The 26,444-nt window shown below is 36.7% G+C and carries 24 protein-coding genes and 1 tRNA gene; 13 read left to right on the top strand and 12 right to left on the bottom strand.

The features are described 5' to 3' along the window. Positions 1-38: 38 nt before the first annotated feature. The 5 genes from ACLMCG_RS15290 to aceB form a co-directional block, all read right to left on the bottom strand. On the bottom strand, positions 39-1,481 hold the full coding sequence (locus ACLMCG_RS15290; RefSeq protein WP_413960012.1) for a serine hydrolase: 1,443 nt from the start codon (positions 1,479-1,481) through the stop codon (positions 39-41). A 129-nt stretch (positions 1,482-1,610) separates the two neighbouring features. Continuing rightward, the gene (locus tag ACLMCG_RS15285; protein ID WP_413960013.1) at positions 1,611-1,997 is read right to left on the bottom strand and encodes an acyl-CoA thioesterase; all 387 of its coding nucleotides are present in this window, start codon (positions 1,995-1,997) and stop codon (positions 1,611-1,613) included. Between the two features lie 139 nt (positions 1,998-2,136). Further along, entirely contained in the window at positions 2,137-2,709 is a 573-nt protein-coding gene (locus ACLMCG_RS15280; RefSeq protein ID WP_413960014.1) for an OmpH family outer membrane protein, read from the bottom strand. 168 nt (positions 2,710-2,877) lie between these two features. Next, positions 2,878-4,158, bottom strand: a complete 1,281-nt coding sequence (gene aceA / locus ACLMCG_RS15275; RefSeq protein WP_413960015.1) for an isocitrate lyase — start codon at positions 4,156-4,158, stop codon at positions 2,878-2,880. 119 nt (positions 4,159-4,277) lie between these two features. Next, positions 4,278-5,852: a malate synthase A gene (gene aceB / locus ACLMCG_RS15270; RefSeq protein WP_413960016.1), complete on the bottom strand. Its 1,575-nt coding sequence runs from the start codon at positions 5,850-5,852 to the stop codon at positions 4,278-4,280. A 126-nt stretch (positions 5,853-5,978) separates the two neighbouring features. Here aceB and ACLMCG_RS15265 point away from each other — a divergent pair, with 126 nt between their 5' ends. The 3 genes from ACLMCG_RS15265 to ACLMCG_RS15255 all read left to right on the top strand — a co-directional run bounded on the left by ACLMCG_RS15265 (position 5,979) and on the right by ACLMCG_RS15255 (position 9,426). Then, positions 5,979-7,457: a helix-turn-helix domain-containing protein gene (locus ACLMCG_RS15265; RefSeq protein ID WP_413960017.1), complete on the top strand. Its 1,479-nt coding sequence runs from the start codon at positions 5,979-5,981 to the stop codon at positions 7,455-7,457. A 454-nt stretch (positions 7,458-7,911) separates the two neighbouring features. Beyond that, entirely contained in the window at positions 7,912-8,565 is a 654-nt protein-coding gene (locus ACLMCG_RS15260; RefSeq protein WP_413960018.1) for a ComF family protein, read from the top strand. A gap of 174 nt (positions 8,566-8,739) precedes the next feature. After that, positions 8,740-9,426: an alpha/beta fold hydrolase gene (locus ACLMCG_RS15255; protein WP_413960019.1), complete on the top strand. Its 687-nt coding sequence runs from the start codon at positions 8,740-8,742 to the stop codon at positions 9,424-9,426. Position 9,427: 1 nt separating this feature from the next. Here the strand turns inward: ACLMCG_RS15255 and upp are convergent, their stop codons facing one another. Together upp and der are read right to left on the bottom strand one after the other, a co-directional pair. Continuing rightward, a complete protein-coding gene (upp, locus tag ACLMCG_RS15250) occupies positions 9,428-10,078 on the bottom strand; it encodes a uracil phosphoribosyltransferase (RefSeq protein ID WP_047420720.1) in 651 nt (216 codons plus the stop codon). 243 nt (positions 10,079-10,321) lie between these two features. After that, complete coding sequence (gene der / locus ACLMCG_RS15245) at positions 10,322-11,632, bottom strand: ribosome biogenesis GTPase Der (protein WP_413960020.1); 1,311 nt, start codon at positions 11,630-11,632, stop codon at positions 10,322-10,324. A 372-nt stretch (positions 11,633-12,004) separates the two neighbouring features. Between der and ACLMCG_RS15240 the strand changes: the two genes are divergently transcribed. After that, positions 12,005-12,075: transfer RNA gene (locus ACLMCG_RS15240), tRNA-Gln, on the top strand. A 142-nt stretch (positions 12,076-12,217) separates the two neighbouring features. Continuing rightward, entirely contained in the window at positions 12,218-12,469 is a 252-nt protein-coding gene (locus ACLMCG_RS15235; protein WP_413960021.1) for a hypothetical protein, read from the top strand. Between the two features lie 102 nt (positions 12,470-12,571). Here ACLMCG_RS15235 and katG read toward each other — a convergent pair whose 3' ends face one another. Then, positions 12,572-14,851: a catalase/peroxidase HPI gene (gene katG, locus ACLMCG_RS15230; RefSeq protein ID WP_413960022.1), complete on the bottom strand. Its 2,280-nt coding sequence runs from the start codon at positions 14,849-14,851 to the stop codon at positions 12,572-12,574. A 372-nt stretch (positions 14,852-15,223) separates the two neighbouring features. Between katG and ACLMCG_RS15225 the strand changes: the two genes are divergently transcribed. Both ACLMCG_RS15225 and ACLMCG_RS15220 read left to right on the top strand, forming a co-directional pair. Further along, positions 15,224-15,691 (top strand): heme-binding domain-containing protein, encoded by a 468-nt coding sequence (locus ACLMCG_RS15225; RefSeq protein WP_413960023.1) that lies wholly within the window; start codon positions 15,224-15,226, stop codon positions 15,689-15,691. Between the two features lie 4 nt (positions 15,692-15,695). Further along, entirely contained in the window at positions 15,696-16,106 is a 411-nt protein-coding gene (locus tag ACLMCG_RS15220; protein ID WP_223599946.1) for a thiol-disulfide oxidoreductase DCC family protein, read from the top strand. A 243-nt stretch (positions 16,107-16,349) separates the two neighbouring features. Here ACLMCG_RS15220 and ACLMCG_RS15215 read toward each other — a convergent pair whose 3' ends face one another. Beyond that, complete coding sequence (locus ACLMCG_RS15215; RefSeq protein ID WP_413960024.1) at positions 16,350-17,789, bottom strand: alpha-amylase; 1,440 nt, start codon at positions 17,787-17,789, stop codon at positions 16,350-16,352. A gap of 187 nt (positions 17,790-17,976) precedes the next feature. On the opposite strand from ACLMCG_RS15215, the gene ACLMCG_RS15210 reads away from it, so the two are divergent. After that, positions 17,977-18,648, top strand: a complete 672-nt coding sequence (locus tag ACLMCG_RS15210) for a DUF4290 domain-containing protein (RefSeq protein WP_149833446.1) — start codon at positions 17,977-17,979, stop codon at positions 18,646-18,648. After that, the gene (gene murA / locus ACLMCG_RS15205; protein ID WP_223599944.1) at positions 18,648-19,955 is read left to right on the top strand and encodes a UDP-N-acetylglucosamine 1-carboxyvinyltransferase; all 1,308 of its coding nucleotides are present in this window, start codon (positions 18,648-18,650) and stop codon (positions 19,953-19,955) included. The genes ACLMCG_RS15210 and murA overlap by 1 nt, the downstream gene beginning before the upstream one ends. 222 nt (positions 19,956-20,177) lie before the next feature. Here the strand turns inward: murA and ACLMCG_RS15200 are convergent, their stop codons facing one another. Then, entirely contained in the window at positions 20,178-20,489 is a 312-nt protein-coding gene (locus ACLMCG_RS15200; RefSeq protein ID WP_047378941.1) for an NIL domain-containing protein, read from the bottom strand. 157 nt (positions 20,490-20,646) lie between these two features. Beyond that, positions 20,647-21,315, bottom strand: coding sequence for a YiiX/YebB-like N1pC/P60 family cysteine hydrolase (locus ACLMCG_RS15195; protein WP_413960025.1), 669 nt, complete (start codon positions 21,313-21,315; stop codon positions 20,647-20,649). 101 nt (positions 21,316-21,416) lie between these two features. On the opposite strand from ACLMCG_RS15195, the gene ACLMCG_RS15190 reads away from it, so the two are divergent. Beyond that, the gene (locus ACLMCG_RS15190; protein WP_413960026.1) at positions 21,417-22,121 is read left to right on the top strand and encodes a response regulator transcription factor; all 705 of its coding nucleotides are present in this window, start codon (positions 21,417-21,419) and stop codon (positions 22,119-22,121) included. A 24-nt stretch (positions 22,122-22,145) separates the two neighbouring features. Beyond that, positions 22,146-23,507 (top strand): ATP-binding protein, encoded by a 1,362-nt coding sequence (locus ACLMCG_RS15185; protein ID WP_413960027.1) that lies wholly within the window; start codon positions 22,146-22,148, stop codon positions 23,505-23,507. An 84-nt stretch (positions 23,508-23,591) separates the two neighbouring features. On the opposite strand, the gene ACLMCG_RS15180 is transcribed toward ACLMCG_RS15185, so the two are convergent. Next, entirely contained in the window at positions 23,592-24,443 is an 852-nt protein-coding gene (locus ACLMCG_RS15180) for an EamA family transporter (protein WP_413960028.1), read from the bottom strand. 404 nt (positions 24,444-24,847) lie between these two features. Between ACLMCG_RS15180 and ACLMCG_RS15175 the strand changes: the two genes are divergently transcribed. Together ACLMCG_RS15175 and ACLMCG_RS15170 are read left to right on the top strand one after the other, a co-directional pair. Next, positions 24,848-25,330, top strand: a complete 483-nt coding sequence (locus ACLMCG_RS15175) for an MgtC/SapB family protein (RefSeq protein WP_413960029.1) — start codon at positions 24,848-24,850, stop codon at positions 25,328-25,330. A gap of 4 nt (positions 25,331-25,334) precedes the next feature. Then, entirely contained in the window at positions 25,335-26,435 is a 1,101-nt protein-coding gene (locus ACLMCG_RS15170) for an efflux RND transporter periplasmic adaptor subunit (RefSeq protein ID WP_413960030.1), read from the top strand. Positions 26,436-26,444 lie beyond the last annotated feature (9 nt).

Below are 26,444 nucleotides of genomic sequence, written 5' to 3'. Positions count from 1 at the left end.
AAGACTGTTTCTATTACAACAATATTTAAATATCTTTTTTAATCTATTTTAAAGGTCAAATTATTATCCGGAGTTCCATCTACATTGATTGCATTGTAAGGTACAGAAAGCCAGCCGTTTTTATTCATTACAAATTTGAACTGATAGGTTTTTCCTTTTTCAAACTGAGATTTTGGCAAAACCAGCTCAAAGGTATTGTTCTTTTTCAGATTCATATAGTAGGTTTTATCATCAGGATTCCAGTCATTAAATGAACCGGTAACTGAAATATTTTTGATAAATTCTACGCTTTGCTTTTCAGGAAATTGGTAAGAGAAAATAACATTGTCTTTTTCTATGCGATATCCATAGATTTCTTTTTTAAGATCAGGGTGAACAAGAGGTTCAGATTTTGTATGTTCTTCTGACAACGTGTAAGGATTCAGCAAGCGCTTATCCATAATCCCGGCAATCTGATTGAGCATCTGATACATCACAGCAGATTCTTTATATCCGTTGTACATCAGCACAACAGCCATATTTTTATCCGGAAAAATTCTGTAGGCACTTACATTTCCACCGGAAAAGTGATAAGACTTTATATTATTAAAAGTTCCCATATCCCAACCATGAGTAAAGATGATATTTTTATCTTTATATTCAAAAGGTTTCCACATCAGCTCTTGTGTGGCAGGTTTTAGAAAATCATTCTTGCTCAAATGAATACTCCATTGTAAAAACGCAGGTAAGGTAATCGCCAAACCATTGGCTGAATGTGCTCTTCTCCCCTCTACAAATGTAGATTTATCATATTGATGGGTGTCCTTATTGTAAATATACTTTACGATTCTGTTAGGGATTTTTTCAATAGAATTAGATGAAAACACAACCTGGTTTCTGGAATCTGAAAACTGATTGTTCACGATATAGTCTTCAAATTTTTCTCCGGTAACTCTTTCAATGATCATCATGACCAGCATGTAGTTGGTCTGATTGTATCTGTAATCACTTCCTGTTTCAAAGTCCATTTTTTCTTTTGACAAACGATCAATAACTTCAGCATTGGAAGCATCCACCGGAATATCGTTGAAACGAATCCAGTCTGGTAATCCTGAGGAATGGGATACAAGGTTTTTTACCTGAATACTTCGCCACTCTGCCGGTACATTGTCAATATATTTTGAAATTTTATCTTCTAAAGATACTTTTCCTTGTTCTACAAGCTGAAAGAGCCCGACATTTGACATTAGTTTTGTAGTAGAATAGATCCTGAACATGGAATTGGCATCTACTTTTTTATCACTCTCTAAAGTTTCCGTTCCATAGTATTTCTGGAAAGTAATTTTATTATCCTTAACGATTCCTACGGCCATTCCAGGTATCTCATTGATTTGAATGACCTTTTTTATATAGCTGTCAATTGCTTTTGTCTGGTCAGCTGTCTGACTATGACCGGTAAAGAAAAAACTTAAAAAAAGTATTGTTAAAATAGATAGTTTCATGGGAATGTCTGTTTTTCGTTTCTCTATTAAAACAATTGTGGGCTTTATGATATTACATTGAAGAAAAAAAATATTTTTTATACTCAAACTCCATGTTAATAAATTAAAATCAGCCTATTTCTTCCCTTATTAGAAAAATTTCTCGAGCCAGTCACTTCCCAGACGTTTGATTTTCTTGGTTTCCGGATCGAACAGAATCCATAGTGTACTTGAATCTACCACAAGCTCATCATTGCAGTAGAATTCAACTTTTCTTGGCTGTTTGGCACCTTCAGGAGCCATGGGATAGGTTCTTACTGTAATCGTATCATTCAGATAAACCTGTTTTTTATATTGGATATGGTGATCCAGAAGCATCCAGGCATCATTTACATATTCGGTTTGATGTTTTAGAAGATCCCAGTGTTCTGCTGCCACTTCTTCCACCCAATGCACGTATTGTACATTATTTACATGATTGTTCTGATCAATATGCTCTTCTGTTACCTTTATCTGTTTTTCGTACATTAAATTCATGCTCCTGAAAGTTTACTCAAATTTATCATTTTAAAACAAAACTTCCTTAGTCCTGCAGAACAAAACTTTACTTTAGAAAATAAAAAAAACGGAATCAGATGTTCTCTGATTCCGTTCTATATTCAATATATTGAAATTCTTATTTAGTTTTTCCGGCAGGTTTGGCAGCAGTTGCTGTAGCACCTAATTTGGTTTTTACAGTAGCAGTAATATCCTCACTCCCGTCTGTATAAAGCAGGTTATTGGATTCCTGTGCTGCTGTATCAAATACATAGCTCAGATTTTTTTCTTTAGCTACAGCAAAAATAGCTTCTCTTACTTTTTTTTGCAGTGGAGTAAGCATTTCATTTTGCTTGGCAGAAATATCTTTAGCAGCCTGTGCTCTTGTTTCCTCTATTTTTTTACCTAAACCTTGTAATTCTGTTTGCGCTGCAATCAGTTCTTTAGTTACCGCTTCTTTGTTAGCCTCACTTAAAGTTTTTTCTTTATCCTGTGCCGCTTTCAGCTTAGTCTGATAATCGTTGATCAGTTTTTCAATTTCAGTCTGCTTTGCTTTAGTCAGATTATCAATCGTAGTTCCTATAGTTTTTACTTCAGATAAGCTTGCAAAAATTTCTTCCGTGTTTACACTTCCAATTTTCTGTTGAGCATTTGCAACACCCGCAGTAAGCGTTAATCCTAATGTAATAAAAAGTACTTTAATTAAATTCATTTTTTTAATAATATTTTTCGTCCCCAAATATAATTCAAATTTCAATTACTTATCATATGACCTTTATTATTTGAAAATCCGAAAGAATTAAAACAGGCTCAAAGCTTTAAATAAAGAAAAACCTCCCCAAAAAGGAAGGTTTAACATCAAAAAATATGGAAAAAATGACTAATGGAATTGTGCTGTTTCCGTAGAATCTTTCATCGCTACGGTAGCTGAAGAACCGTTAGTAACAACATTCTGTACTTCATCAAAATACCCTGTTCCTACAAAAGACTGATGCTTCACCGCTCTGAATCCTTTCTGCTGCAGGGCAAATTCACGCTCCTGCAGTTCTGAATATCCAGCCATTCCTCTTTCTTTATAAGCTAAGGCCAATTCAAACATTGCCGTATTCAAAGCATGGAATCCTGCCAATGTAATAAACTGGAATTTATACCCCATTTTTGCCAGCTCTTCACGGAAAGTAGACATCTCCTCTACACTAAGCCTTGCCGCCCAGTTGAATGAAGGGGAACAGTTATAAGCAAGCATTTTCCCAGGGAATTTAGCATGAATCCCTTCTGCAAATCTTCTTGCCTGCTCCAGATCCGGATTTGAAGTTTCCATCCAGATCAGATCCGCGTATGGAGCATAAGACAGACCTCTATCAATTCCCTGCTCTACTCCGTTTCTTACCACATAAAATCCTTCAGAAGTTCTTTCTCCTGTTACGAATTTTTTATCCCTGTCATCAATATCAGAGGTCAGCAGATCTGCTGCATCTGCGTCTGTTCTTGCAATAATAAGACTTGGAACTCCCAGTACATCGGCTGCCAGACGTGCCGCAATCAGTTTGTTGACTGCCTCTTGCGTTGGCACCAATACTTTTCCGCCCAGGTGACCGCATTTTTTTGCAGACGAAAGCTGATCTTCAAAGTGTACACCGGCTGCACCAGCTTCTATCATTTGCTTCATCAGTTCAAAGGCATTCAGATTACCTCCAAAACCCGCTTCTGCATCTGCAATGATGGGTACCAGATATTCTTTATCTCCCGTTCCACTCACAGATTGTACCTGATCTGCTCTCAGTAACGCATTATTAATTTTCTTTACCACAGAAGGAACTGAATTGGCCGGATACAGCGATTGATCGGGATACATTTCTCCTGATAAATTGGCATCTGCAGCCACCTGCCATCCTGAAAGATAAATAGCTTCCAGTCCGGCATCTACTTCCTGCACGGCCTGATTGCCTGTAAGTGCTCCAAGTCCTGCCACATAATCCTGAGTATTTAATTTATTCCAGAATTTTTTGGACATTTCCGTCGCGATGGTATATTCTATGGTATAAGAACCGCGAAGTTTCAAAACTTCTTCTGCTGTATACGGTCTTTTTACACCATTCCAACGTGGGTTTGTCAGCCAGTCTTTTTCTATAGCCTGGATTTGTTCTTGTCTTGTTTTCATAATATTTGGATTTTGTTTGATTAGATTTAAAAGTAATTTTGTTGCTAGTTGCTGGTTCTATTGTTAATTCATGATCTGGTTTTTAACCAGCAACTATAAACCAGCAACCAACATTTTTCCTAAATAAAAGGATATGCTTTAAGCGTTAAAAATTCTTCAAAATTTTCAGAGAAGATCAGCTCATTGAAAAGTTCTTTCGCAAGATTGAATTTTCCATTTTTAAAACGGATTTCTCCTACATAGTTTTCAATATTGTCCATTTCTTCACTTTCCCACTGTAAAATCATGTGGCGGGTAAGCGTTCTATCATCACTTAACACGGCTTCGTTTTTCAGCCATTGCCAGATCTGTGTTCTTGAAATCTCTGCAGTTGCGGCATCTTCCATCAGGTTATAAATAGCCGCAGCACCAGTTCCCATCAGCCAGCTTTCAAGGTAAAGAATTCCTACGTTGATATTTTTTCTGACTCCTTTTTCGGTAATATCGCCCTTGGGAATTTCCAGTAAATCACTTTCTGTTATATGATATTCAAATTTTTTATCGATTTGATTTTTGGAAGGCATATACTGGTCAAAAATTTCTTTTGCCACTGAAACTAATGCAGGATGTGCCACCCAGGTTCCGTCGTGACCGTTTTTCACCTCTCTTTCCTTATCATTTCTTACTTTTTCAAAAGCAAGGTTATTGGCTTCATCATTGTCCTTTACCGGAATTTGGGCTGCCATTCCGCCGATAGCATGTACATTTCTTTTGTGACATATTTCAATAACTCTTTTGGAGTAGGCGCTCATAAAAGGAGAAGTCATGGTCACCTGATCTCTGTCCGGTACGATAAACTCCGGAAGGTTTCTGAATTTTTTGATATAGGAAAAAATATAATCCCATCTTCCACAATTCAGTCCTGCACTGTGTTCTTTTAATTCAAATAAAATTTCGTCAATCTGAAATGAAGCAGTAATGGTTTCTATCAAAACTGTAGCTTTAATTGTCCCCTGCTGAATTCCCAGATAATTTTGGGCAAAGACAAAAACTTCATTCCACCAGCGGGCTTCTTTATAATGTTCCAGCTTCGGAAGGTAGAAGTAAGGGCCACTTCCCTTTTCTAAAAGCGATTTTGCATTTCTGAAAAAATACATTCCAAAATCAATCAGCGAGCCGGAAGCTTTTTCACCATTGATTTCAATATGTTTCTCCGGAAGATGAAGCCCACGCGGACGAACCAGCAAAACTGCGGTTTTTCCGTTAAGAGTATAAGCTTTTCCTGCTTCGTTTACAAAATCAATAGTACGGTTAATAGCATCAGAAAGATTAATCTGCCCCTGAATGCAGTTTTCCCATACCGGCGAGCTGCTGTCTTCAAAATCTGCCATAAAGGTAGAAGCCCCGGAATTCAAAGCATTGATAATCATCTTGCGGTCTACAGGTCCAGTAATTTCTACTCTTCTGTCCAGCAAATCTTCAGGCAAAGAGGCACATACCCAATTTCCATTCCGGATTTCTTCTGTTTCTTTTAAAAATTCAGGAAGATTACCCTGATCAAAATTCTGCTGTGTATTTTTTCTTTCTTTTAAAAGTTCAAGCCTTTTATGATTGAAGTTCTGATGAAGTGCAATCAGAAAATCTGCCAAATCCGGAGTAAAAACTGCTTCAAACTGCTTCTGTGCTTTTATTTCTAATTGAGTCTTGGTTTCCATAACATATTGATTTTGTGATTTGATGTTACAAACATAAATAAAAATTTTCACAATTAGCGAACGTTCGCTAATTTTATTTAAAATTTATTATGCGAATAATCGCATCTAATTATTTATATTTGAGTAATGAATTCAGAAAGCGACTTTATCAAAACAGTTTTCGGGCTAAAACTGAAACAGCAGAGACAAAAGAAAAACTGGTCTCTGCAGGATCTTGCTGTAAAGACAGGATTATCAAAATCTTACCTTAACGAAATTGAAAACGGAAAAAAATATCCAAAACACGATAAAATCATCCAGCTTTCTGAAGCACTGAATTGTACTTTTGATGATCTGGTTTCTACCAAACTCGATAAGAGTCTGGCTCCTTTCAATGAAATTCTGCAATCAGATTTTTTCAAAGAAGTACCATTGGAGCTGTTCGGGATCAACAAAAACAATCTTATCAGCATTATCAGTGATGCTCCCAAAAAGGTGACAGCTTTCATCAACGCACTGATCGAAATTTCCCAGAATTATAATCTTGGTAAGGAAAGATTTTATTTTGCTGTATTAAGATCATTTCAGGAACTGTACGACAATTATTTTCCGGAAATTGAAGAAAAAGTAATTCTGTTTACTCAGGAAAATCAGATAAAACCCGGAAAAAATTTAAAATCTGAAGTTCTGGAAAAAATTCTTGCAGAAAAGTTCAGCTATACGATTCAATCTGAAGATTTTGAAAAATATGGAACTCTGGATAACCTTCGTTCGCTTTTTATTCCGGAGAAAAAACTATTACTGCTGAACCAAAAACTGGAAAAAGACCAGAAAACATTTATCCTCGCCAAAGAAATCGGATTCAATGTTCTGGAACTAAAGATACGTCCGAATACGTATTCATGGCTTGACTTTGGAAGTTTTGAGGAAATTCTGAACAATTTTTATGCGTCTTATTTTGCAGGTGCTTTATTAATTTCAAAAGATCCGGTCATTGAGAAAACATCGGAATTTTTCCAAAATAATACGTGGGAATCTAAAAATTTCGAGAATCTTATCAACAGTTTTACCCGTTCTCCTGAAACATTCTACTATCGACTGACTAATATTCTTTCGGCAGAAATGGGAATTAAAGATTTATTTTATCTGTGTCTGGTAAAAAAGAAAAATTCGGATAAGATTCAGATTTTAAAAGAACTTCATCTGAACCATCAGCAGGCTCCTCATGCCAATGCAACTAATGAACATTATTGCAGAAGGTGGATTGCTGTAAAAAATCTTGACCATTTAAAAGAAAATGAAACTCTTACGGATGCTCAAATTTCTCATTATAAAGATCAGGGAATAAGTTATCTTGTCATTTCCACTTCACAAAAGAATCCTTTTTCTGATGGAAGCAACAGAAGTTATTGCCTGGGTATTTTATTGAATTCCCAAACGATCAAAAAGATAAGTTTTATAAAATCTCCTTCTCTGAAAACCATCAATGTTGGAGTAACCTGTGAATCCTGCAGCATTGCGGATTGTGAAGTAAGACAAGCGCCGCCGGTAAGACTGGAAAAGGAACATTTCAATCTGAGTATGAAAAGTTCTGTGGAGAAGATAAGGAAGAGGTTTGAGGATTAAAGGTGAATAGTGAATCGTCAATACGCTTCGCTTGTCAATTTTTTATACCGCTATAAATTGTTCGCTTATAAACTTCTTACAATTGACTATTCACTTGCGGAACAAAATTCACTGTTGACTTAATTTTAAGATGAATGGTAAATCGTTAATGTTTTTTGTTGGGTGCGGTGGTACGCGGTGCGTGATTTGGGTTGTCAATAATCGGGTTGATATTTTTAGTCTAGGTATAACTTCTTAAACGCTGAATTCGCAAAGTTTGCTATTTTCGTATATCGTTCGCTAGGGCATTTCATTTAGCAGAGGAAAAGCCTTTTCGGTGCTGATTAAAACGCCTTTGCGACCAAGTATTCTAAATTATAATAGAAAACTCTGCGAACTCTGCGTCAATAATAATTCACTATTGACTTTGCGAAGCAAAAATTGTCAATTTTTTATATCTTAGTAAAAACACACTATGATATTAGATATATTATTTCCCAACCGCTGCATCCACTGCAATAGAATCATTGATTCTGAGCTTTTGGTATGTGATCTTTGTTTCAGCCAGATTTATTTTACCCACTATTCCTATTTTGAAAATAATCCGATTAAGGAAAAATGCAGCTTGTTTTTCCCTGTTGAAAACACCTTTGCTTTATTACAATTCGAAAAGGAGAGCTTAAGCCGGCAGATTATCCATGAACTGAAATACAAAAGCCGGGAAAAAGTAGGAAAGATCATCGCCAACTGGACAACAGAACGCCTGGACTTCAAAAATGAGAAACCTGATCTTTTGGTAAGTGTACCGCTTCATCCAAAGAAACTCAAAGAGCGCGGATATAATCAGCTTCATTTATTCACAGAAACTTTATCAGCATTTTATGACATCCCTTTTGATCATCAATTAATCAAAAGAAATCATTATTCAAAAGCACAGGCATTAAAAGATAAGAAACACAGATTGGAAGCTGTCAACACATTCTCTGTCACACAACCGATTTCAGGAAAGCATATTCTTCTGATTGATGATGTTTTTACCACAGGAAATACCGTTTCATCGGTTGCATGGGAGATTTTAAATGCCGGAAATAATAAAGTGAGTGTATTGGTAATGGCGATGGATGTTTAGAGGGTACGGGATACGCGTTTTTCGGGATGCGAGTTTCGAGGTATAAGTTTAGGGATTTGTGATCATATTCAAAAATATTCTCAAACTCTAGAACTCTCAAACCCTCGCACACACTTACCGAATCTATTTTCATCATTCAATTCTTTTTCCTAATTTTCCGGAAACTAAACCACTATGCCACATCTGCTTTTATTACACGGAGCTTTAGGTCACAGCGATATTTTTACGCCTTATCTGAATACTTTATCTCAATATTTTACGGTACACACTCCTCTGTTTTCAGGACATGGAAACCTTGAACTTCCATCCGAGGGGATTAGTATTGAAAAATACACTCAGGAACTATCAGAATATTGTGAAGTGAATAACTTGACAGATGTATTTATTTTCGGGCACAGTATGGGAGGTTACGCAGCGCTTTGTTACGCAATGAAAAGTCCTGAACATGTAAATTCTGTTATCACACTGGGAACAAAGTTTGACTGGAGTGAAGAACAGGCTTTAAAGGAAAGTAAAATGCTTAATCCTGATGTCATTCTTGAGAAAATTCCGCAGTATGCCCAACTTTTAGAATCACAGCACGGATCAAAATGGAAGCAGCTTCTTCCTGCTATTGCTGATTTAATGATTGATTTAGGTAAAAATCCTCCTTTGGAAAATAATCTTGCGATGATTAACATTCCTATTCAGATCATGGTAGGAGATAAAGACAATATGGTAACAATCGAAGAGAGTTCAAGAGTTTACAGAAGTCTTCCGAATGCAAAACTGGCCGTACTTCCAGATACAAAGCATCCTCTTGATAAAGTACGACCAAGTCTATTGTTGAACTTAATAAAAGATTTTTGGAATCTTTCTTAAATTATCTTTGAAGTTTTTCTCCGTAGCTAAGATCTCCGGCATCTCCTAAACCAGGAGTAATATACCCTTTTGATGTCAGCTCTTCATCGATGGCTCCTACCCAGATGTGAGCTTCAGGATAGGCATTTTGAATGGTTTCCACGCCCTGTCTTGAAGCAATTGCCGCTACAATATGAAGCTGGGTTGGATTTCCATTGGTTAATAAATCTTTAATTGCTTCAATTAAAGAAGCTCCTGTTGCCAGCATCGGGTCTGCGACAATCAAAGGCCTGCCTTCAATGCTTGGGCAAGTCAGATAATCCTGTTTGATTGAGAAATAATCGTTGGCATCGTGTTTTCTATAGGCTGCTACAAAACCACAGTCTGCTCTGTCGAGATAGTTCAGAATTCCTTCAAACAATGGAACTCCTGCTCTTAAAATAGTTGTAATAACCGGCTGTACAGCAATTTCCCTGCTTTTAATTGTATCTAAAGGAGTTTGAATTTCAACTTCTCTGTACTCCAGACCTTTACTGATTTCAAAAGCGGCAATCTCTCCAATTCTTTCCATATTTCTTCTGAATCTCATTCGGTCATGCTGGATGTTAACGTTCCTAAGTTCGTTAATCCATTCATTGACAAGAGAAAAGTGTTGCGATAAAATAGTAAGCATGAAAATTTTATTTTTAATTTCAGTTAATTGATATTAATTCCTGCAAAATTACAACTAAAAAACGAATTGAAAGATTGAGCCTGGAGAGAAATAATAAATGCTAATGAAAATAAACCTATGCTATAGACTACAATTATTTAATAATATAAAGTCTGATTTCAGGGATGAACGCTTAGTTTTTTAATTTAAAATAAAAAATCCGGCAAGTCAACTTACCGGATTTTCTATGAACAATTGTTCCTATTATTTTTGTCTGAAATATACTTCAATCGGAACTCCGGTAAACCCGAATTCTTTTCTCAGCTGGTTTTCAGTAAATCTTTTATAAGGTTCCTTCACGTACTGTGGAAGGTTACAGAAGAATACAAATTGTGGTGAAGGCGTTGGAAGCTGCACACAATATTTGATCTTGATATATTTTCCTTTCAATGCCGGTGGCGGTGTATTTTCGAAGATTGGAAGCATTACTTCATTCAGTTTTGAAGTTTTAATTTTCTTCTTACGGTCTTCATAAACCTGCATTGCCACTTCTACAGCTTTTAGGATTCTCTGCTTCGTTAAAGCTGAAACAAACAGGATTGGAATATCCTGGAACTGACCGATTTTATCTTTGATTGATTTTTCGAAATCACGCATTGTATTGGTCTGCTTGTCTTCGATCAAATCCCATTTATTCACAAGAATTACAATTCCTTTTCTGTTTTTCTGAGCCAGTCCGAAGATATTCATATCCTGAGATTCCCATCCCTGTGTAGCATCCACCATAATGATCACTACGTCAGAATACTCGATAGAACGGATAGATCTCATTACAGAGTAGAATTCAAGGTCTTCATTTACCTTGGACTTTCTTCTCATCCCCGCTGTATCTACCAATACAAATTCATGTCCGAATTTGTTATATAAAGTCTGGATACTGTCTCTTGTAGTCCCTGCAATATCCGTTACGATATTTCTTTCAACATCCAATAAAGCATTGGTCATTGTAGATTTCCCTACGTTTGGGCGGCCTGCAATAGTAATTTTAGGTAATCCTTCGAAAGGATCTTTATATTCTGTTGTTGGAAAGTCTTTAACGATATCGTCTAAGATTTCTCCTGTTCCTGAACCGGTAGCAGAAGAAAGAGTGTAATATTTATCAATTCCTAACTGGTAGAATTCTGTTGCCGGAAGTTCTTCTTTGGCAGAATCTACTTTATTGATAACGATATAAATTGGTTTATTGGATCTTCTTAGTAAACTGTAAATTTCGTAGTCTGTATCAGTAAGTCCTTCTTCCACGTTCATCATAAAGATAATAGAAGTAGCCTCTTCTACGGCTAATTGTACCTGCTTACGGATTTCTTCTTCAAAGATATCATCTGTACCTACATCATAACCTCCGGTATCAATTACAGTAAAATCTACCCCGTTCCAGTCTGATTTTCCGTAGTGACGGTCTCTGGTAACACCAGCTGTAGAATCTACAATAGCTTCTCTTCTTTCTAATAAACGATTAAAAAGCGTGGATTTTCCTACGTTGGGACGTCCAACGATTGCGACAATATTTGACATAAAAAATGTTTAATAATCCTTCTGCTTATGCTCAGGATATGTTATTAATGGGTTACTCCAACTTTTGGAGCCCAATTTTTTGCAAAGATAAGATTTTATTATTTAACGGGGCTTTTAAGGATGGAAGCCGAAGGAAGGGGCTGGAAGTTATTATCCATCGGATAAATTAGTATAAACCTGACTCTTCAAATTGGGCAGAGAATATTCACCAACCTGCTGCTTATGGGTAGGAACAGATTTTTTAAAATTTTTATTAAAAATAATTATTTGGATATCAACAAGTAAAGCGTTTTACACTCTTATTATGTTAATTAATCTTTAATTTAGATTTTCATATTTAAAATAAATTCTATAATTTCGCATCATCGAAACAGACCTATAGTGTAACGGTAGCACTCCGGTTTTTGGTACCGTCAGTCGGGGTTCGAATCCCTGTGGGTCTACAAACCATCCTTTTTTAAGGATGGTTTTTGTTTTTATATCTTCATGACAAATCTTTAAATTGTAATTTGGTTCAGGAATAACGACAGAACAGGTCGAAAAAATTATTTAATCCTATAAAGAATCCGGCTAAAACTAAGTAAAATGACAGAATTAGAATTAAAAAACATCATGGAAATATGTAATAAGGCGACTCCATCTCCATGGACATCATATATTGAAGGAAGAAATCTTAATTCCGGATCCGGTTTTATAATGACCGGAGAAGAAGAAAACAGGGATTATGATATCGAATTCATTTCAATAAAACCCGAGGATCAGGATTTCATTGCCATGGCAAGAAACGTAATTCCACTATTAGTAGATGAAATTATTAAATTAAAAAGAGATCAATAAAATAAACAAGATTTCCATTGCTCCTTCAAAATCACCGATAAGTATACAAAAACGGGCTGCCTTTGGAAAGACAGCCCGTTTTTTATTTTCATTTTTTATTTATTAAACCAGATCAAACCTGTCCAGATTCATCACTTTCGTCCATGCTGCTACAAAGTCTTTTACAAATTTACCTTGTGCATCGGCGCTTCCATATACCTCAGCGATTGCTCTCAATTCAGAATTGGAACCGAAAACAAGATCGGCACGGGTAGCGGTCCATTTTGGCTGACCGGTTGAACGGTCACTTCCCATATAAAGTTGCTTATCGTCTGACATGGCTTTCCATTGCGTTCCCATATCTAAAAGATTCACGAAGAAATCATTGGTAAGAACTCCCGGACGGCTGGTGAATACGCCATGTTTTGAACCGTCAAAGTTGGTATCCAAAGCACGCATTCCACCTACTAATACTGTTAACTCAGGAGCTGTAAGCGTTAATAGCTGAGCTTTATCAATCAGTAAAGATTCTGTAGATACAGTGAATCTTCTTTTCAGGTAATTACGGAATCCATCGGCAACAGGCTCAAGATATCCCATAGATTCTACATCAGTCTGTTCCTGAGAAGCATCCATTCTTCCTGGAGCAAAAGGAACTTTTACATCCTGTCCGGCATTTCTTGCAGCAACCTCTACTGCGGCATTACCTGCCAAAACAATCAGGTCAGCCAATGATATTTTTTTACCTCCGTTTTGAGAATCGTTGAATTCTTTTTGAATTCCTTCCAGCACGTTTAATACTTTATTCAATTGAGAAGGATTATTTACTTCCCAGCTTCTTTGAGGTTCCAGTCTGATTCTCGCTCCATTGGCACCACCACGTTTATCACTTCCTCTGAAAGTAGATGCTGATGCCCAGGCAGTAGATATAAGCTCAGAATTACTTAATCCAGAATTTAAAACTTTTGATTTTAATGCCTCCACATCATTTCCATCTACTAATTCATGATTCACTTCCGGAATAGGATCCTGCCAAATTAATTCTTCCTGTGGAACATCCGGTCCCAGATAACGGGCACGTGGTCCCATATCTCTGTGTGTCAGTTTAAACCATGCTCTTGAAAAAGCATCGGCAAAGGCATCAGGATTTTCGTAAAAATGTCTTGAAATTTTTTCATAAACAGGATCCAGTCTCAATGAAAGGTCTGTTGTAAGCATTGTTGGCTTATGCTTTTTGTCAGCATCAAATGCATCAGGAATAATATCTGCTCCATCCTTTGCTACCCATTGGTGAGCTCCGGCAGGGCTTTTTGTTAATTCCCATTCATTTTCAAAAAGATTTTTAAAGAAGTAATTACTCCATTGAGTCGGAGTTTCTGTCCAGGTCACTTCCAGGCCACTGGAAATAGCATCTCTACCACTTCCGGATTTATAGCTGCTTGCCCATCCTAATCCTTGTTGTTCAATTCCTGCTCCTTCAGGTTCTTTTCCTACATGATCTGCAGGACCTGCTCCGTGTGTTTTACCGAAAGTGTGTCCTCCAGCGATCAAAGCAACCGTTTCTTCATCATTCATTGCCATACGGCCAAAAGTATCACGGATATCTTTAGCGGCAGCAATAGGATCTGGATTTCCGTCCGGACCTTCAGGGTTTACATAAATAAGTCCCATTTGTACGGCTGCCAATGGATTTTCAAGATTTCTTGAATGAATATCTCCGTCTGCATTATCATCGGTAGGAAGAACTGCTGATTGTCCTTCTACTACTCCTTCAGAACCGTGAGCATAACGTAAGTCACCTCCCAGCCATGTTTTTTCTGATCCCCAATATACATCGGAATCCGGTTCCCAAACGTCTGCACGTCCTCCGGCAAATCCAAATGTTTTGAAGCCCATAGATTCAAGAGCAATGTTTCCGGTAAGAATTAAAAGGTCTGCCCATGAGATATTTCTGCCATATTTCTGCTTGATTGGCCATAGTAATCTTCTGGCTTTATCAAGACTTACATTATCCGGCCAGCTGTTTAACGGTGCAAAACGTTGTTGTCCAGCTCCTGCTCCACCTCTACCATCTCCTACTCTATAAGTTCCGGCACTGTGCCATGCCATACGAATAAATAAAGGACCATAATGACCAAAATCTGCCGGCCACCAATCCTGGGAATCTGTCATTAATGCATGAAGATCTTTTTTAACCGCCTCAAGATCCAAGCTTTCAAATGCTTTGGCATAGTCAAAATCCTTATCCATAGGATCAGAAAGGGAAGAATGCTGGCGAAGTAGATCTACTCTAAGCTGATCCGGCCACCAATCAGAATTCTGGGTTCCGCCACCTGCTACACTCTTTTTCATTGTTCCGTTATGAAACGGGCATTTGCTGATGTCATTCAAATCTTTTTCCATTGTCGTTTATTTTATTTTTTATGTTGATTAATACAGTTTCAATTTTTTGTTGTAAGAACATGACAAACCTACAACGTTTAACTTATAAATACAATCTATTAATTTTTATTTCAATGATAGTTAAAAACTATAAACATGTATTTCTGACAGCATCAGAACTAAGGCAAAATTGTGGTATTAAGTTAATCATTTTTCAGATTAACTTAATTAAAAACAGCAGTATAGCGTTCAATTTAGAATTACTCAACGTAAGTATTTATAAAAAAAGGAAGAAAGAAGCTTGGGGAAGGAAGTATAATAGCATCTTCCAACTTTATATCACTAAAAATAAATTAACTACCTTTATCTTTACCAAACATGAATACTATCTCTATGAAAAAAATAATCGTTGTTCTGCTTGTTGCTTTTATTATCATTCAGTTTTTTCCGATTGACAAAACAAATCCACCTCCTACTCCTGGCATGGATTTTCTGAAGATTAAAAACACTCCGGAAAAAATTGCCAGTACTATAAGAACCTCATGCTACGACTGTCATTCCAATGAAACAGAATACCCATGGTATACTAATATTTCACAGGCTTCATGGTGGGTAAAAAATCATATTAACGAAGGCAGGAAACATCTTAATTTTTCTACCTTTGCAGTATATGAGCCTAAAAGGCAGCTTCATAAACTGGAGGAATGTATAGAGATGGTTGAGAAAAAAGAAATGCCGCTTGAGTCTTATTATTTGGGACATCAGAACGCCAAACTATCGGATGAACAGCGTGCAGAGCTTAGCCAATACTTCAAAAAGGTTAAAGAAGATACAGAAAGAAGGATCATGTTTAATAAATAAAGTCGTGGAAAACTGGGAAAATAAACATATTGTATTTTTTGACGGAGATTGCGGAGTCTGTAATTTCTGGGTGCAGTGGATTTTGGAGCGGGATAAGAAAGACAAATTCATGTTTGCTTCCCTTCAGTCTGAATTCGGACAGCAATTTTTATCTGAAAGAGGTCTGGAAACCAATGTCTTTAATACGATGTACCTATGGAAACCGGGACAATATTATCAGATTAAATCACGGGCAGTACTGGAAATCGCCAACTTACTGGGAGGAGTGTATAAACTTTCTTTTGTAGGAAAAATTCTGCCGGCATTTCTGAGTGATAAGGTATATGATATCATTTCCAGAAACAGGATGAAACTGGCTAATCAAAAATGTTATTTACCGGATCAGCACCAGAAGAAAAAGTTTATTCAGGTGTAATTTTATCTTATAGAAAGTTTCTTTCTAATTATTATAAAATATCATTCCGTAAGAGTTTCCTACAATATGTATTATAAATAATGCATTGTAGAGATTCCTACGGAATGACAAATAAAACGTATAGTTGTTTTTATTTAATGTTTAATGGAAGTTAAACTGAAGAACAGTCTTTTACCAGCTTAATCAATTATCAATTATCAATTATCAATTATCAATTATCAATTATCAATTATTACTCATTACTTATAAATTAAGCGACCATACAGAATAAGAATTCGGCGGACACTGGATTTTCACCCATTTATCACCTTGAGTAGTCGGGTACCAAGTTGAATTTCCGGTAAAATCTTTAATCTGCTGACTGCTCCAGTTGGTTTCTATCCATCTTTCCTGCCAGCTTGATGATGTATTGATATAAACAACCAGCCCGGGATTTCCATTGTATCCGTTTCTTCTTGCGATATATTCATCATTATCGGTGTAGAGAATAGAAGTTGTTCCGGTAGCTTTATTATTGTGAATCCAGATCAGATTGTTCAGTCTTTCTTTGTTCAGCCATTCTTCATAATCTCGGTAAAAAATGGTCGGATATCCTTCATGGGTTAAGATATAGGCATAGGCCGGCATTTTATTGTAAATGATATCTGTGTCATGATTGGCCACAAAAGTGACTGCTTTGTATGGATTTCTTTTCCACATCATATCATCATTCAAAACGTTTAAATTTCCGTTATCAAAAGCTTCGTCCATTTTATAATAAGCCGCAAAATCAAATACTGAACTGTTGGCATTATTGGCCCACCACTCCAGTGTATTTACGTTAGAATCCCACAATTCGCCGACAGAAAATCCACCTACTTTTGAATTCCAGGTATTGACCACCCAAGGTCCAAAACCTTTAACGTAATCGAATCTCCAGCCATCAAATTTCATTACATTTTTATAATATTTTGCGACAGAATCATCCCTTCCCCAAAGCCAGTCCTGTACATGAGGATTCGCATGAGAGAGATCGGGAAATCCACCAAAAGCACCTTCGTCATTGTTTCCGTAGGCGTTTTTATAAAAATCATTGTAGTTTCTCTGAAATTTTCCTGAAGCAACACCTGAGAAATCAGTCCAGGTATTGGTTCCGGTAAAAGGATTCGCTTCAGATTGTCCGCCACTGTTATGATTGATCACTATATCTGCGTACACCTGCATACTTTCTGCGTGCGCTTTTGTAATCAATGCTTCAAGCTCTGTTCTTGATCCGAAACGTGTTTCCACACTTCCATTCTGATTAAAATTTCCAAAATCATAATAATCCGTAGGATCATATCCCATAGAGTAAGCTCCGTTCTGTGCTTTTGAAGCAGGAGGAAGCCATACGGCACCAATTCCGGCATCGGACCATGCGGTTAATTTATCTTTAACAATATTCCACCAGTTGCCCCCTTCAGGAACATCCCAGTAAAAACCTTGCATCAGAACTCCTCCACCCGGCCCGGATACAAATTTACCGTTTGTAGATCCGGAATCCTTTCCGGTACTGAAAGGACGTCCGTCATGATGAGTGACATTCACCGTTTTGTTATGAACTTCTTCCTGTCTGGAAGTTTCATTAATCAATTCATCTCTGTTCTGGCAAGAGCTGACTAATGCTAAAGCCAATAGGGAAAGGAAAAAATATGTTTTTTTCATCGTAATAATTAATTATCAATCTATTAAACAAGATACAATTTTATTGAAAACAAATTCAATTGAATGGGAAATATTTTAATTTTCAACAATAAATCAAGAAGAAAATCATTTAAAAATTTCATTAAAAAATCATAAATTTTTCAGATTCTCGAAACAATTTTTCTTTTAATCCATATATTTGCATACTATGGAATACAATACCCAAAAAACTCAGCTTCATATGCCGGAATACGGCAGAATTATACAACAGTTGGTTGAGCGCTGCAAAGAACTTCCTACCAAAGAGGAAAGGAACGAAATGGCTATGGCAATCATCGATTTTATGGGTCAGAGAAACCCACAACTTCGCGACGAGGAAAATTATAAACATAAACTTTGGGACCATCTTTATATTCTTGCTAATCATGATCTGGATGTAGATTCTCCATATCCGTTCCCTACTCCGGAACAATTGGCAGAAAAACCTAAAAGAATGGAATATCCAAAACTTCAGGGTGACTTTAAGTTTTATGGAAAAAGTATTCTTCAATTGATAGAAAAAGCAATTGAACTGGAAACGGGTGATGAAAAAGAAGCCCTTATCGAGGTAATTGCCAACAATATGAAGAAATCTTATAATGTCTATAATAAAGAACATGTGACGGATGATGTTATTTTCCGCCATCTGAAAGAACTGTCTGAAAACAGGCTGGACCTTACCGGAATAGATTCTCTTGAAAAAAGTAAAATCTATTATACCAGCAATAACAACAACAGAAATAATAACAATAACAACAGGAATAACAACAGTAATAAAAATAACAACAGCAACCAGCCAAACAAAAGAAGGCATAATAACAATCATAAAAACAGAAAATAATGAGTGGAACATTTCAAATAAGAGGAGGAAAAAGACTGCAGGGCGAAATAACTCCACAAGGGGCCAAGAATGAGGCTCTACAAATTTTATGTGCGGTACTCCTTACGGACGAAGAGGTAAGAATCAAAAATATCCCGGATATTCATGATGTGAACAGACTGATTGAAATTCTTGGAGATTTTGGGGTAAAAATTACTAAAAACGGACAGGGAGATTATACTTTCAAGGCTGATCAGGTAAATTTTGATTACATAAAATCTAACGAGTTCAAAAAAGACGGAGCAAAATTACGTGGATCCATTATGCTGATGGGCCCGATGCTTGCCCGTTATGGAGAAGCTTATATGCCAACTCCGGGAGGTGATAAAATCGGAAGAAGAAGACTGGACACTCACTTTCAGGGACTTGTTGAATTAGGTGCTGAATTCAATTATGATGAAGATGAATATTTCTATTCTTTAAAGGCTAAAGAATTAAGAGGAAAATTCATCTTATTGGAAGAAGCTTCTGTTACCGGAACTGCTAATATTGTAATGGCAGCAGCTTTAGCAAAAGGAAAAACAAGAATCTATAACGCAGCCTGCGAACCTTACCTTCAGCAATTATGTAAAATGCTGAACAGAATGGGGGCTAATATCTCAGGAATCGGGTCTAATCTTCTTACCATTGAAGGAGTAGATTATCTTAGAGGAACAGAACATACAATGCTTCCGGATATGGTAGAAATCGGATCATGGATTGGTCTTGCAGCCATGACGAAATCTGAAATTACCATCAAAAATGTAAACTGGAACCAGCTTGGTGTTATCCCGAATACATTCAGAAAATTAGGAATCGAACTTGAGCAGAGTGGTGATGATATCTATATTCCTGCTCAGGAACATTATAAAATTCAGAAGTTTATTGACGGATCTATCCTTACTATTTCGGATGCTCCATGGCCTGGATTTACGCCGGATTTATTATCTATTATTTTAGTGGTAGCTACTCAGGCAAAAGGAAGTATTCTGGTTCATCAGAAAATGTTTGAATCCAGATTATTCTTTGTTGATAAATTAATTGATATGGGAGCTCAGATCATTTTATGTGATCCGCACAGAGCTACGGTAATCGGGTTGAACCAGGAAGCTCCTTTAAGAGGAACAACAATGGTTTCTCCGGATATCAGAGCCGGAAATGCACTTCTTATTGCGGCACTTTCTGCAGAAGGGAAATCAATTATCCACAATATCGAGCAAATCGACAGAGGATATGAGAATATTGATGGAAGGTTGAAAGCAATTGGTGCTGATATCGAAAGAATTTAAAATTATTTTATTTAATAATAGGAAAGCGTTCAGATTACTCTGAACGTTTTTTTCTTTTTTACCACCCCGTCAAAAATTCTTTGAATTTTCGCCACCCCTCCGGAGGAGGGGAATTTTGTCCCGGCCAATAATTATTCTGTTTTAATTTACTTTTAGTGTAAAATAAAAAGTGCCCGGTAATAAACCGGACACTTTGAGTAATTAAAACTATATGAATCTCACTTAAAAATACTTTCTGCAGATATACTCCACCGTTGTATTCATAAGTTTATTTTTATTCAGATAGATCTCAAGCTGCTGAAAATCTTCTGAACTTACATTAATATATAACTGTACTGAACCAAAACTATATCCGTTCACATACTCTACATTAGCGGATAACACTCTATGACAGATGCCCAATTGATTGTAGATGGTATTCATTAAATGCTCAAATTTCATTTTGCCATTCAACTCTATTTCCAATAACAATTCTTTTTTAGGCAGGTTAATTTTATTTTGTAAAACCTGCAGGCCCGGATTAGGTGTAATCATCGCTAAACATTTTTTGGTTAAACTTCTATGATCATATTGCGTTCTGCATTAAATCTGTGACAAAAATATAAAAAAATATTAGTCCACCAAATTAGTAGACTAATATTTTTAAAAATTTAACATAAAAAAAGAAGCCTGTCCAGCTTCTCTCAGTATTTTAATAGTTTCTTAGCCTTTCTAATTTATCAGACCCGGCAAGTCCGTTAGGGTTGCAACCCGGCTCTCCTTCAGGGACTTTGAGACTTTTTTTGGTATAGAATTCTTCCCAGAATGCATTTGTTTTTCCTGTTTTGGGATCAATGAATGTCATAGGTTCCAGTTTGAAAATATTTCCTGCCCGAAAAGATCTTTCCACAAAATCTGAACAGTAATACGAATTTTCATCCAGGATATAATTGAAATTATAAGGCTTCCCCAACATGGAATGCGCTTTTTTAATAGCTTCAGGAATTTTATTCTGATATTCCGGTTTTAAACGATAAACAATCACCTCCTGCCCGTCTTCTTTTTGATCCTTTATAAAATCCTTCAGATCCTGTTTTTGAGAACCTCCTTTCGGAGCAGCATGCAAAACAAACATTTTGCTGCCTTCTTTTTCCAAAATTCCTATATGATCAAATGAAGCAGTTTTTTGTTTTTGAGTAACATTATTAATAGCACCAGAAAGCCCCGATTCTTTAGCTGTTACAAAAAGCAGATCCCCGTTTTTGAGCTGTACATTACCGGAATAAGAACTTTTACACTGCATCAATAATATCATCAGACAGGATAAAAGGCCAACAACAGTAATTTGCTTTATTCTTTTTTTAATTCTAAATTCAAACATTCGATTATACTTTCGGGACCAAAATTACAAAATAGAATTCATTACATTTGTGGGAATATTGATCTATTCTTCACATCAACCCAAACATTTCCAAGATTCTTATGCCACATATTTTATTAGTTGAAGACGATGACAGACTTTCCAAACTGATTGCAAAAGGATTTCAGGAAGCTGAATTTGAGGTAACCGTGGCTTATGATGGAAACACAGGCATGAAGCTGACTTTGCAAACGAATTTTGATCTGATAGTGACTGATATTGTATTACCTAAAAAAGACGGTCTGGAATTTTGTAATGAAATCAAAACTCTGAAACCTGATCTTCCGGTCATTATGCTGACGGCATTGGGAACCACTGATGACAAACTGGAAGGCTTTGATGCCGGAGCCGATGATTATCTGACCAAGCCTTTTGAAATGCGTGAACTGGTCGCAAGGATCAAAGTACTTCTGAAACGCTTTTCGCAACAGAGACAGCAAAAAGTTTCCGCTCTGAAATATGAGGGTATTGAAATGAATCTGGAACAGAAAACAGTAAGCCGGGATCATACTCCTATAAAACTGACTCCGAAAGAATTTAATCTTTTAAAATTCATGCTGGAGAACTCAGAAAGAGTGCTTTCCCGAAGTGAAATTGCAGAGAAAGTTTGGGAGACCCATTTTGACACGGGCACAAATTTTATTGATGTCTATATCAATTATCTTAGAAAAAAAATAGATAAAGATTTTGAAACGAAACTGATCCACACCAAAGCCGGCATGGGATTTATTCTGAAAAAAGACTACGAATCAGGCCTTGTACAGTAAGCATTATGAACTAAAAATACCCGGATGAAAATAAGAACCCGACTTACGCTGCTTTTTACCTTAATCACTGCAATGCTTTTGGGGGTTTACAGCGTTTCGATCTATTATTCATCCAAAGAAGCCAGAGAGAAATCTTTTTACAGTGAACTTCAGAACGAAGCCATTGCCAAAGCGGATTTGTTTTTCCGGAGTTCATTGCCTGAACAGGAAATGCACAAGCTTTATAAAAACAATACCAGAACGCTTAATGAAGTTCAGGTAGCGATTTATGATATTAATAAGCAACTCGTTTATCATGACGATGCCAAAGTAGATTATGTAAAGGAAACTCCGGAAATGCTTTCGCAGATATTCCAGAAAAAGAGAATCAATTTCTTTTTAAACGATTTACAAGTGATTGGAATGGTGTATCATTATGAGGGAAAAACTTACGCAGTCACTGCAGCCGCTTATGATCAATATGGGTATGAATATCTCACTCATCTTCTTACCATCAGCATTATCGCCTTCTTCAGTATTTTAATATTGATTTATCTGGCCGGGATATTTCTCTCTAAAAAAGCATTGAGCCCACTGAGTGAAATGGTCAATCAGATAAAAAAAATCACAGCCGGAAAATTACAATTAAGACTTAAAACAACGAAAGAGAAAGACGAACTTAATGAGCTTGCCCAGAACTTTAACGGAATGCTGGAAAGACTTGAGAACTCTTTTGATTCTCAAAAACATTTCGTATCCAATATTTCACATGAACTGAGAACGCCATTATCTGCGATTATTGCCGAACTGGAACTGGCTTCCGAGAAGGATAAAACCAAAGAGGAATACAAGGAAACCATTCAATATGCCCTGAATGACGCCCGAAATATGGTAAAACTATCCAACAGCTTAATGGATCTTGCCAAAGCAAGCTATGACCCCAATGAAATCAGTTTTTCCGAAGTGCGCCTGGATGAAGTTCTTCTGGAATCTTACAGCAAAATAATAAGAGAAAATTCAGAATATAAAGTATCACTGAACATCGAAGATTCAATAGAAGAACACCAGCTGGTCATTCAGGGAAATGAATATCTGCTGCAGGTTGCTTTTAATAATCTTATTGACAATGCCTGTAAATATTCTCCGGAACACAGTTGCCTTATAGATGTCAGATCTCATTCTGAATGTCTTAAAATAAGCTTTATCAATTCAGGGAATATGATTCTTAAGGAAGATTTACAGCATATTTTCGAGCCATTTTTCAGAAGTGAAACAACCAGACAGGAAAAAGGCCACGGAATAGGATTGTTCCTCACCAAAAAAATTATTCTGCTCCACAATGCAAAAGTGACAGCAATATCGGATCATAACGAAACTATTTTCACGGTAGAGTTCATGATTAGTTGATGTATCAACACTTCATTCAAATTTATTTGAATCTTAATTTCCCTTAAAGCCTTAATTAGCTTAATGGTTTAAAATTCCATAATTCTACTCATGAGAAAGAGATTTCTTATTGAAAACTGTAGTTCCTATGCTGGCAGCAATCACACATGCGATAGAAATCCACTGTAAAAAAGATAATTCTTCAGCAAGAAAAATCAATCCTGAAAGTGCTGCAAATGCTGGTTCAAGACTCATCAGAATACTGAAAGTCTTAGCAGGAAGTCTTTTCAAAGCCATGATTTCCAACGAAAAAGGTAAAGCACTCGAAAGAATAGCCACACCGAGACCTTTTACAAAAATAGCAGGAGTAAGATTAAAAACCGCTCCATCCCAAATCGTAAAGGGAATAATTACCATACTCGCAAATATCATCCCGGTCGTCACCGCATCTTTTCCATCCATTATTTTTGAAACCTTTCCACCCATGATGATGTAAACAGCCCAGAACATTCCCGCAAGAAAAGCAAGCCCAAGTCCCAGCAAATCAACGTGATCATTTTGCCATGGAACAATCAACAGAATTCCAACACAGGCAAGTAATGCCCATACAACGTCCAGCAATTTCCGGGACAAAGCCAGGGCAAGAAATAATGGACCTGCAAATTCCACAGTAACCGCCAATCCCAACGGAATCCTTTGAATCGCCATATAAAAAATAAGATTCATAGCGGCTAGACCTATTCCGTACATCGCACAGTATTTCCATTTCAGTCTGTCAAACTGTAAAAATTTCGGACGGTTAATCAACGTAAGCAAAACAGCAGAAAGTACAATTCTTAAAGTAACCGTACCAATAGCTCCAATGGCAGGAAAAAGCTGCTTCGCAATGGAAGCTCCTCCCTGTACACAAATGATCGCTAAAAGCGTAGCTGGTATTGCTATGTTTGATTTTTTCATTTCTAAAATATATAATTCTAAAGATTTTGGAAAGAAGTTTCCGAGATTCAACAGACTTTCTTTTATACAATAAATCGTGAAATTCATCATATAAAACTAACTGCCCCAAATGTATTGAAATTTTATCTTTTACAATGGATACAGTTTGCATTTATTAATAGGATCTAAAAAATAATCAGTTCTCATTTCACCATTAAAAAAAACAGGAAAACATTTTCTCTAATGATTTTATAATAATATTCTAAAGCTTTTCTAACGGTAAAAAAACGTATTACTATTTACTTTTGCACAGTAAAAATAAAGCATATGGACGCAGATCCTTACAGTAATTATCAATCTTAAAAGCTTTAGTTGTACTCACTTTTCCCGTACAGCTGAAAAGCTTTATAAAAACAGGAAAAGTTATGAATACATTTGAATTTACCCTTCGTTTACTGACCGCATTCTGCCTGGGAGCCGGTATAGGCTTTGAAAGACAGTGGCGCAAAAAAAATGCCGGTCTCAGAACCAACACTCTGGTATGTATCGGTTCTGCTGCATTCGTATTGATTGCTATCAGAATTGGTGGCGATGCAGCCGGAAGAATCACCTCTTATATTGTCAGCGGAATAGGTTTCCTAGGTGGCGGTGTCATCATGAAAGACGGTCTTACCGTAAGAGGATTAAATACTGCCGCCACATTATGGTGTTCCGCAGCCATAGGCGCATTGTGTGCTTTGGGATATCCTATAGAAGCCCTCATCACAGTTCTCTTTATTGTTTCTACCAATATATTCCTGAGACCTGCTTTATCCTCTCAGAAGGAAACAAGGGGCAAAAAATGGCTCAGCACTAAGAAAAATAACAAAGAAAAAGTAAAAATCAGCAATAGTACACAATTGTATTAAGATCATGAAAAAGATAATCGTAAGTAGTCTTATTCTCTTTGCAGTTTCCTGTAAGGACAATACACCTCAGCAAAACAAAGAACCGGAAATAATGATAAAAGGCGATCACGTGACTGTTCCGGAAAACAATCCCATTTTCAAAAAAATTAAAACACAGGTTGTTACCGAACAGGAACACAGTGATGAAGTAATCTCAGCAGGAACTATCCAGGCAATTCCTAATCACTATGCACAAATTGCCAGCCCTTTTTCCGGAAGAATTACCCGATCATTTATTCAGCTCGGACAAAATATTTCTGCCGGAAGCCCTCTTTTCGAGATCCTTTCTTCAGATTATTTTTCAGTTCAGAAAGATTACACAGATGCTCTGAATGATGTACAGCTTGCCGAAAAAAATTACAGACGCCAGCAGGACCTCGTTAAACACGGAGTAGGCATCCAGAAGGAACTGGACGAGGCAGAAACCGATTTTAAAAATAAAAGAACATCTCTTTCCAACGCATCTTCAGCTTTAAAGGTTTATAACAGCAAAGGAGGAGGGATAGGAAGTCCTCTCATTGTACGAGCTCCTATCAACGGCGAAATTATTTCCAACAAAATTGTAAACGGACAATATCTGAAGGGAGATGCAGATCCGGTAATGATTATCGCAGAATTATCAAAAGTCTGGATTTCCGGTGATGTAAAGGAAAAAGACATTCGCTTTGTCAACACCGGAGATCAGGTTTCTGTAAAGGTAAGTGCTTATCCGGACAGAAATATTACCGGAAAAGTATACCACATCAATGAAATTGTAGACGAAGATACCCGAAGTATCAAAGTACTTATTGAATGCGATAATCCTGACAGAAAATTAAAACCTGGAATGTACGCTACCGTGAACTTCTCAACAACTCCTGAAAAAACAGTGATGATTCCCGTAACCGCTTTGATGCAACAGGACAGTTCTCAATATGTCTGGGTAAAAACAGGAAAGAGCCAATTTACCAGACGTCCTGTGACAACGGGAGAAACAGATCAGAAAACAGTAAGGATTATATCAGGATTAAAACCTGGAGAAACCATCATGACTGAAGGAGGAATTTATATGCTGGATGCGAAATAATGTAAAATG

This window comes from Chryseobacterium sp. S90, from assembly GCF_047444895.1.
GTDB lineage: Bacteria > Bacteroidota > Bacteroidia > Flavobacteriales > Weeksellaceae > Chryseobacterium.
The sequence above is the reverse complement of the archived record's forward strand: the minus strand, read 5'-3'. Positions and strand labels throughout refer to the sequence as shown.

Coding starts and splice junctions, on each gene's coding strand:
- ACLMCG_RS15210 (WP_149833446.1), top strand. CDS start 17,977: ATGGAATACAATACCCAAAAAACTCAGCTTCATATGCCGGAATACGGC.
- ACLMCG_RS15255 (WP_413960019.1), top strand. CDS start 8,740: ATGCCACATCTGCTTTTATTACACGGAGCTTTAGGTCACAGCGATATT.
- ACLMCG_RS15195 (WP_413960025.1), bottom strand. CDS start 21,315: ATGTTTGAATTTAGAATTAAAAAAAGAATAAAGCAAATTACTGTTGTT.
- murA (WP_223599944.1), top strand. CDS start 18,648: ATGAGTGGAACATTTCAAATAAGAGGAGGAAAAAGACTGCAGGGCGAA.
- ACLMCG_RS15190 (WP_413960026.1), top strand. CDS start 21,417: ATGCCACATATTTTATTAGTTGAAGACGATGACAGACTTTCCAAACTG.
- ACLMCG_RS15285 (WP_413960013.1), bottom strand. CDS start 1,997: ATGAATTTAATGTACGAAAAACAGATAAAGGTAACAGAAGAGCATATT.
- ACLMCG_RS15265 (WP_413960017.1), top strand. CDS start 5,979: ATGAATTCAGAAAGCGACTTTATCAAAACAGTTTTCGGGCTAAAACTG.
- ACLMCG_RS15280 (WP_413960014.1), bottom strand. CDS start 2,709: ATGAATTTAATTAAAGTACTTTTTATTACATTAGGATTAACGCTTACT.
- ACLMCG_RS15180 (WP_413960028.1), bottom strand. CDS start 24,443: ATGAAAAAATCAAACATAGCAATACCAGCTACGCTTTTAGCGATCATT.
- ACLMCG_RS15235 (WP_413960021.1), top strand. CDS start 12,218: ATGACAGAATTAGAATTAAAAAACATCATGGAAATATGTAATAAGGCG.
- aceB (WP_413960016.1), bottom strand. CDS start 5,852: ATGGAAACCAAGACTCAATTAGAAATAAAAGCACAGAAGCAGTTTGAA.
- aceA (WP_413960015.1), bottom strand. CDS start 4,158: ATGAAAACAAGACAAGAACAAATCCAGGCTATAGAAAAAGACTGGCTG.
- katG (WP_413960022.1), bottom strand. CDS start 14,851: ATGGAAAAAGATTTGAATGACATCAGCAAATGCCCGTTTCATAACGGA.
- ACLMCG_RS15260 (WP_413960018.1), top strand. CDS start 7,912: ATGATATTAGATATATTATTTCCCAACCGCTGCATCCACTGCAATAGA.
- ACLMCG_RS15185 (WP_413960027.1), top strand. CDS start 22,146: ATGAAAATAAGAACCCGACTTACGCTGCTTTTTACCTTAATCACTGCA.
- ACLMCG_RS15200 (WP_047378941.1), bottom strand. CDS start 20,489: ATGATTACACCTAATCCGGGCCTGCAGGTTTTACAAAATAAAATTAAC.
- ACLMCG_RS15215 (WP_413960024.1), bottom strand. CDS start 17,789: ATGAAAAAAACATATTTTTTCCTTTCCCTATTGGCTTTAGCATTAGTC.
- ACLMCG_RS15170 (WP_413960030.1), top strand. CDS start 25,335: ATGAAAAAGATAATCGTAAGTAGTCTTATTCTCTTTGCAGTTTCCTGT.
- upp (WP_047420720.1), bottom strand. CDS start 10,078: ATGCTTACTATTTTATCGCAACACTTTTCTCTTGTCAATGAATGGATT.
- ACLMCG_RS15225 (WP_413960023.1), top strand. CDS start 15,224: ATGAAAAAAATAATCGTTGTTCTGCTTGTTGCTTTTATTATCATTCAG.
- der (WP_413960020.1), bottom strand. CDS start 11,632: ATGTCAAATATTGTCGCAATCGTTGGACGTCCCAACGTAGGAAAATCC.
- ACLMCG_RS15175 (WP_413960029.1), top strand. CDS start 24,848: ATGAATACATTTGAATTTACCCTTCGTTTACTGACCGCATTCTGCCTG.
- ACLMCG_RS15290 (WP_413960012.1), bottom strand. CDS start 1,481: ATGAAACTATCTATTTTAACAATACTTTTTTTAAGTTTTTTCTTTACC.